Below are 709 nucleotides of genomic sequence, written 5' to 3'. Positions count from 1 at the left end.
ATTTCAATATAAGATAAAGATGAAAACATTGACTTCAAACAAAGCTTTCTGGCTGTTACTAGTCATTTGCGTAGTTACTATCCTGCCTTTCCTCGGTTTATCGGAGTACCACACCAAAGGGGAGCCTCGCGAATCTATTGTCTCCTACTCCATGCTGGATAGCGGAAACTGGATTTTACCCAGAAACAACGGAGGAGAAATGGCTTACAAACCGCCTTTCTTCCACTGGAGCATAGCCGCTGTTTCGGCAGCAGTAAACGGAGGGCAAGTCACAGAAATGACCTCCCGCTTGCCGTCTGCCATCGCCATGACCCTCTGCGGCTTTCTGTTCTTTGCCAAAAGAAAAGGAGTGGAACTGGCGTTGTTGGCCGCCTTTATTACCCTGACTAATTTTGAGCTGCACCGGGCCGGAGCAAACTGCCGGGTGGATATGGTATTGACAGCACTCACCGTTGGCGCTCTGTATTGTCTCTACAAATGGTATGAGAAGGGACTCAAAGGTATTCCCTGGCTGGCCATTCTCCTGATGAGCTGCGGCACACTGACTAAAGGACCGGTAGGTACTATCATTCCATGTTTAGTGGTAGGCATCTTCTTGTTACTCCGGGGTGTCAACTTCTTCAAAGCATTCCTGTTACTTTCCGCCTGGGCCATTCTTTCACTCATCCTGCCTTTCTGCTGGTATGTCGCTGCTTACCAACAAGGTGGA

The 709-nt window shown here is 48.8% G+C and carries 1 protein-coding gene; it reads left to right on the top strand.

What is annotated here, in order from left to right; genetic code table 11:
* Window positions 1–19: 19 nt before the first annotated feature.
* Window positions 20–709, top strand: a 690-nt coding sequence (locus AB5935_RS25080; RefSeq protein WP_368327764.1) for an ArnT family glycosyltransferase, incomplete at its 3' end; no start/stop codon positions are given.

The sequence above is a fragment of the Phocaeicola sp. RTP21198st1_B8_RTP21198_201120 genome, from assembly GCF_040929485.1.
Classification (GTDB): Bacteria; Bacteroidota; Bacteroidia; order Bacteroidales; family Bacteroidaceae; genus Phocaeicola; species Phocaeicola dorei.
This window is presented reverse-complemented; position numbering and strand designations above follow the sequence as displayed.